The 6,943-nt window shown below is 65.6% G+C and carries 4 protein-coding genes; 2 read left to right on the forward strand and 2 right to left on the reverse strand.

Going from position 1 to position 6,943, the window contains the following annotated elements; all coding sequences use genetic code 11:
* Positions 1 to 153: 153 nt before the first annotated feature.
* Both CAPSK01_RS22370 and CAPSK01_RS08410 read right to left on the reverse strand, forming a co-directional pair.
* On the reverse strand, positions 154 to 1,164 hold the full coding sequence (locus CAPSK01_RS22370) for a MoxR family ATPase (protein WP_273703343.1): 1,011 nt from the start codon (positions 1,162 to 1,164) through the stop codon (positions 154 to 156).
* Positions 1,161 to 2,951, reverse strand: coding sequence for a toll/interleukin-1 receptor domain-containing protein (locus tag CAPSK01_RS08410; RefSeq protein WP_034925199.1), 1,791 nt, complete (start codon positions 2,949 to 2,951; stop codon positions 1,161 to 1,163). The genes CAPSK01_RS22370 and CAPSK01_RS08410 overlap by 4 nt, the downstream gene beginning before the upstream one ends.
* Before the next feature lie 466 nt (positions 2,952 to 3,417).
* Between CAPSK01_RS08410 and CAPSK01_RS08420 the strand changes: the two genes are divergently transcribed.
* Both CAPSK01_RS08420 and CAPSK01_RS08425 read left to right on the forward strand, forming a co-directional pair.
* A complete protein-coding gene (locus tag CAPSK01_RS08420) occupies positions 3,418 to 5,463 on the forward strand; it encodes a DUF1631 family protein (protein ID WP_034925204.1) in 2,046 nt (681 codons plus the stop codon).
* Positions 5,464 to 5,573: 110 nt separating this feature from the next.
* The coding region (locus tag CAPSK01_RS08425; protein WP_273703344.1) for a DEAD/DEAH box helicase at positions 5,574 to 6,943 on the forward strand (1,370 nt) is incomplete at its 3' end.

Genomic DNA, 6,943 nt, shown 5'->3' on the forward strand with positions numbered 1-6,943 from the left:
CGGGCGCAGGCGGCGGCTCGGGCAGGCGGACGTAGCCGAACCACAGGCCGTTGTCGATGTCGAGCGCGAGCCGCTCGCGCGGCGCCACCGCCAGCGCGCGCAGCAGATCGGCGCGAGCGAGCGTGCCGCGCGCGGCGCTGCACTCGGTGGTGCTCACCCGTTCGCCCGCTCGGCATCGTCTGCCGGCGTCGCCGAGGCCGCTGCGGAGGCCGAGGTGACTGGCGGGCGATCCTGCGGCTGGTCGGCGTTCTTCACCAGCGCGTAGGCGGCCAGCCGCTGCAGCCAGTGGATTTGTTCGTCCGTACGCGCTTGCTCCGGCGTGGCCTGCGTCAATTCGTGCAGCGCGCTGAGCAGGTCGATGTATTCGGCCAGTCCGACCTTCGGATAGCCCAGCCCGATCGCCACCTTGCGGTCGGCCAGCACCTGCCGTGCGGCGAGCCGGCGCGCTTCTTCGGCGATCGTGAGCTGGCGATGCATCCGGCCGCGGGTGACCAGCCAGTCAATGAACGCTTCGTCGCCCTGCGGCGTCTCGTGCGCCGGCGGGTTGACGTTGAGCACGACACAGCGGCGGACGAAGGCGGCGGGCAGCTCGCGCTCCTCGTTGGTGGTCAGGATGATCAGCGGCAGCCGGCCGCCGGCGGCGCGCACGACGCGGTGCGCGAGCGGCGGCACCTGGAAGCTGCGGTTGCCGAGCACGTCGAGCAGCGCGTTCGGGACATCGGCGTCGGCCTTGTCGATTTCGTCGATCAGCAGCACCGGCAGCGGCGCGCCGGCGCGCGCAAGCTCCATCGCCTGCCACAACCGGCCGTGCTTGACGTATTTTTCGTGGCTTTCGTCGAGGCGCTTGAGCTCGGCGTCGGCCAGGCGCTCGACGGCATCGACGCGATACAGCAGGTCCAGCGCCTCGAAGCGCGGATGGATCACTTCGACCAGCAGCGGTGCGTCGCCGAGCACCCGCGCCGCGCAGCGCGCGATCTGGCTCTTGCCGCTGCCGGCTTCGCCGCGCACCAGCAGCGGCCGGCGCGCCGCGTAGGCGAGGATCAGCGCGTCGATCTCCGGCTGGCTCCACCAGTGGCCGGCGGCGGAAAAGTGCTCGCTCTCGGGCAGGCCGAGTTCGCTATCGGGCTGCAGGGCGACGAAGGGGTTGGCAGGAATCTGGGTCATGGCAGCGGAGAAGGCGGCAGGCCGAGGACGGGAGCCAGCACCTGATACGCTTTGTTGCACAAGCCGATGATCCTGCCGCCGTCATCGAGCATGTCGGCGCCGGACTTGATGGCGTCGAGCGCCTGTTTGATGCGGCCGGGATCGGACTTCTCCGGTCTGGCGACCCCGGCGGCGACGACTTCGGCGTGTGTCTTCAGCGTTTCGCGGGCTCTGGGCGACGACAGTTCGGCGATCGCTTGCAGAAGCTCCTGCACGAGCGGCAGCAACGCGGCGAGCTCGCTTCCTTCCTGATGGCCGACCTGGGCGGTGTTCCCGCTGCCTGTCTGCGAAACCGAATGGTCGCCGGTGCTGATGGCAATACTGGCGTTGCCGCCGCTGATGTTCAGATTGAGGCCGGATGACGGCATGGATTGCTCTCCTTTGGCTGATTGGGATGGGGTGTCGGCATGCTGTGGCGAAACCGGGCGACGCAAGACTTCCAGTTCGCTCCAGAATTCCCTGATTTCCGCCAGCAGCGTGCCGGCGTCCATTCCGAGCAGCGCGGCGGTCGCCTCGCTCGCCGGCAGCATGACGGGTACCGTATATGTCGTAGCGAACCCATGGCAGGCATCCGCCTGTGTGAGGCCATGGACTACCAGCGACAGGCTATTCCGGTGCACCTGCCGAATGCTGCGCAGGCGGGCGGCGAGCCGCTTGGCGTGGTCAGGGTGCAGCGGACCGGAACCCTTGCTGACCTCCGGAGTATCGCGGTCGTTGGCCATCACCACGGCAAACACCGCACGCTCGAACTCCTCGACGATCTGGTCGCCGCAAGCCGCCACATCGACTTTGAAGACATACTCGGACGCGGGCAGCTCCGCCTCATCCGACGGCACCAGCCGGATTTCGCCGCCGAAAAGCGCCGTGGAGATAATGGCACAGACGATGCGCTCGCTCCGCGGCACATGCAGTACGTAGTCGCCGCCACTTGCCGTGCGAACCGCTTGATCGACCAGCCGGCAGGCGGCAACGAAGTACAATGCAGCAGCAGCCTCTTCCGCCGCGCGTCGAGAAACGTGCGGTTCATCGGTCGGCGGCACGGCCAGCAGCGCGCGGCGCACGACCAAAAACAGCCGATCGACCTGATCCTCTGGCGATGCGGAGAACCTTTGCACCATCGAGGCAGCGCTCGGCGGACTCGGCAAGGCAAACTCATCGGCAAATTCGCGCTGCAGTGACTCAAAAAACCGCAGCGCCGCGGGAGCGCCAAGCAGCTTGCTCGCCAGGCGTTCCTGATCCGCGCCGCTCACCCAGGCTGCGGTAGCTGCCGCAGCGCCGCCCTTCAATCGAGGCGGTGCGGAACCTGTATCCTTTTTTCCATCGAAAATCATGCGCAGAATTCCGTCGTTGCCGCCAGGAAACCGGTGCCTGTTCGACCACGGCTTGAGGAAGGTCGGAATATCACCCTCGTCGCCGTCGTCGGGCAGGATCGGCTGGAACTTGGTGTTGCGCATCGCGGCGTCGTAGATCTGCTGCGTCACGATCGCGCCTTCGTAGGTCGCCCCGTGCCTGGAGTCCGGCACCGCCGTCTTCTCGTAGCAGGCGCGGAGTTGGGGCGTGCAGACCACCAGCACGGTGTCGGACTGATCGATGCAACCGAGCATCCATGTCTGCCACCCCGGCGCGGGCGGGCGATAAATGTAAGCGTGATCGGTCAGGACGCGGCAGCCGCGCTGCACCAGCCAATCGGCCAGCGCCTTGACCGAAGCTCGAAGCGCATCGCTTTCGTGCGCATAGCTGATGAACACGACGGGGCCTTGCCTGGTATCCGAGTCTGAGGTCATGACGAGGGTCCCGTTCTTCTCCCGGCGGACGGCGCTGCGAGGCTCGTTTCGAACTGGCGGATGCCGCGTCCGCTGGTGCGCATGCGTGCATTCGGCGTGGCCAACCCGCGTGGAAACGGGCGTGCCACCCCGATTTCACGATGCGTCGTGGCCGATGTCGGCCATCGTAACGCGAAAAATGCGATTCAGCCAGCACGGATGTGTCCCTCCGGACGGATCAAGCACCGGCGCCGCGCCAGGTGCCTGGCCATGCAACCGGGAGGACAGCCTTGCGCGCACCAGCAGCATGGCGAAGCCTTTGCCAGCACCTCGCCGGCCAGCAACGGGGTCAATTCAAGGTAGCCAACCCGGGTATCCAGAATCGCCATGACCGTTGGATGCAAGTACAATAGACAGGTTGCAACCCCTCCCGTCGCCTGGCCCGCCCTGCATGTCTGATCGAAGCCCTCTGCCGCAAGCACCAGAAACAGGCGAAGATCGCTTCGTCATTCTCTGTGCCGGCAAGGAACTCTTTCAGCGCCGACTCACCGACATCATCAGGCAGTGCGGGATACGCGTACCGGCCGTGCTCGCGGCCTTCGCTCAGGAAGTCGGGACAGCGCATGACGAGTTGGCCAGCGCATCCGATTCGGATGAGGATGCCGATCAGCGCACCAACCTGACCGCCTCGCGCCTGACCCTGATGGGTGACGATGACCTTGAGCTGGACATCCGGATCAACGCCCTGATCACTCGCTTGCGCGAGGCTGGCGGTCGCAACCTGTGGCGCTGTCAGTCGCGCTACATGACCTTGCTCTCCCGGCCGGCGATGAGCGAGACCACCCATCCGGCTGGACCGGAAGCGATCTGTCTTGGCTTGTGGGCGATCTGCAGACACGCCGGCGGGGGTCTCGAGCCAACGCTGGCGCTGCTCGACCGGCTCGAACAGGGCCTCTGCCAACAGATCTCCGGACTCTATGGCGAAATGGACGGCCTGCTGGCAGGCTACGGCATCGGGCCAGCGCCAACAGGACAAAACCCGTCGGGCACCACCGATCCCAGAACCAGCCGGGCACCCTCCGGCGACCCCCTGTCGGCCCTGCAACAGGCGATCAGCCAGCAACTCGATGCGGATCGGTCGACCGTCCCGCAGCTTGCTCACCACGCCGCGGGATCGGGAAATCCCACGCTCGATGCCGCCGCGCTGATCATGCTCAACCATCTGTCTGAGCGCCTGACGGCGCTCGAGAACCGGTCGTTGTCGGCCAGCCCTGACGACGCACGCGCCGCCTCACCCCCCTCATGCATGCCACTGGGTACCCTCAGGGCGAAGGATCTCGACCTGCCCCTGGGCAAACACGAAGCGGTCGCCTTCGACACCCTGGCACTGATTTTCGAGGCCCTCTTCGACTCCGCCGACCTGCCCGACGCCATCAAGGAAGCGATCGGGCGGCTGCAGATCCCGCTGCTCAAACTGTCGATCATCGATCCCTCCTTGTTGGCCAACGCCCAGCATCCTGCCCGCTCGCTGATCAATCGCATGGCGCGGGCCGGCGTTGGTCTGCCGCAGGGGTCGAATCATCCGGTCTGCCAACGGATCAGCGAACTGGCCGTAAGCGCCCGCCGGGTGCTCGAACAGGATGGCTCGCTTGAGCCCCAACTGGCGGAACTCGACCTGCTGATCAGGCAGCGTGATCAGGCCGTTCGGGAGGCGGCCGGAATGCATGTGCAGACCGTGCTTGAGCACGAAAACCGGCAATACGCGATGCTGCTCGCCGACCACTGGCTGCGCCTCAGTCTGGCGCGAACCGGTTCGCCGGAAATTGCATCGTTTCTTGAGCAATACTGGTGGCGAGTCATGGTCGCCGCCGCGGCGGAGGGCGGAACTCAGGGAAAACGCTGGCAGGAGGACAGCCACACTGCCGACGAACTGATCTGGAGCGTGCTCCCGAAACAGACCGCCGAGGAACGTAAACGCCTTGCCGGGCTGGCCTCATCGCTGCTTGGGCGAATCAGCGCCGGGCTGGACGCCATCGGTGTCGCGGCCTCCGAGAGAAAACCCTTTCTCGACACCTTGTTCAATCTGCAGACCCGTGCCTTGCGCAACCAGGCGCTACTCGAACGCCCGCCGGGCGCGCAGGCAAGCAAGCCGATGGCCGAGACCCTCCTGCGCGATCGTAACGGGCAACAGCTCCGTTATCTGCCCGATCCGGTCGGCAGCCAGGCGCCCCCAAGGGCCCCGGCTGGCAGGAGTCCGGTGGGCGACTGGCTGCGTTTCATGGTCTCGCCTCAGGAGTCGTCGTGTGGTCTCTGCTGCTGGCAAAGCCCGGCCTCGGGAAGGGTTCTGTTGTTCAACCCGGAGTGGAGCTACGCAGTGGCCATGCCACGCGCCACCCTCGATCAGCAGCTACGCTCAGGCCACGCCCGGATCGTTTCGCGTATCGCCGTGTTCGACGCTGCTGCAGAGCGTGCGCTCGAGCTCCTGAAGCGGCGCTGACCGCGGCAAGCCGGGCGCTCGCGCAAAGCCGGGCACCGATCTGCAATCGATGTATAATTCGCCCATCGCTATTATGCAATTGATTTTTGACTGATTTAAGGGTTCTGCGGATGCGTTTTGATGAACTGGGCCTGGCGCCTGATCTCCTGAGAGCCCTGGCCGACCAGGGTTACACCGAGCCCACGCCAATCCAGGTACAAGCGATACCGGTGATCCTTGCGGGCCTTGATCTGATGGGTGGGGCACAAACGGGTACCGGCAAGACGGCTGCTTTCACGCTGCCGCTGCTGCAACGCATTCTTGCCTTCGCCAGCCCGAGTCCATCACCCGCGCGCCATCCGGTACGGGTGCTGATGCTGGCGCCAACGCGCGAACTGGCGATCCAGGTGCACGAGTCGGTCAAGACCTACAGCAGGCATGTTCCGATCCGGAGTTGTTGCGTTTTCGGGGGGGTCGACATCAAGCCGCAGATCGCCGAGATCCGCTGTGGAGTCGAGGTGCTGGTGGCGACCCCCGGCCGGCTGCTCGATCTCTTTGAACAAAAGTGCCTCAACTTCGCCAGCGTGCAGGCGCTCGTGCTCGATGAGGCGGATCGAATGCTCGACATGGGCTTCGTCCCCGACGTCACGCGCATCATCAACCTGCTGCCCAGGCAGCGGCAGAGCCTGCTGTTCTCGGCGACGTTCTCGGAAGAGATCAAGAAACTGGCCGACGGCATGCTCAAGTCGCCGGTGCTGGTCGAAGTGGCCAGGCGCAACACCGTGTCCGAGACGATCACCCACCGCGTCCACCCGGTGGCGGCCGAGGCCAAGCGCGCGCTGCTGGTCAAACTCCTGAAGTCGGCCGATTTCAATCAGGTGCTGGTGTTCACCCGCACCAAGATCGAAACCAACCGGCTCGCCCGCGAACTGCAAAAGGCCGGGATTGCCGCCGACTCGATCCATGGCGACAAGAGCCAGCAGGAGCGCCTGAAGGCGCTCGAAGCTTTCAAGGAGGGTTCGATCCTGGTGCTGGTCGCCACCGACGTTGCCGCGCGCGGCCTCGACATTGACGAACTGCCGCACGTCATCAACTTTGAACTGCCGCGCACGCCGGAGGACTACATCCACCGTATCGGCCGTACGGGTCGTGCGGGCAAGCCGGGAACGGCCATTTCACTGGTCTCGGCCAGTGAGGTCCAGTATCTGGTCGAGATCGAGAAGCTGATCCGGATTCAGGTCGAGCAGGTTCCGGTGGCCGGTTTCGAACCCGAATACGACTATACCTACCCACCCGGCGGCAAACGCAGCCATCGCCGACAACTCTCGCCACCGCCGGCACTTGCCCCACTGGCTGCCCCGCGCAGCGAGCGCATGACGGGCCGCAATGCCCAGCACGAAGGGGCGAACCGCGCCAGCAGCGGGCGTTTCTCGCACCTCGCCGCAGATGGCTTCGACTTCAGCAAACCTTACGAGAGTCCCGAGCCGCTGCCGCTTGCGGC

This window comes from Candidatus Accumulibacter vicinus, assembly GCF_000584955.1.
Classification (GTDB): Bacteria; Pseudomonadota; Gammaproteobacteria; order Burkholderiales; family Rhodocyclaceae; genus Accumulibacter; species Accumulibacter vicinus.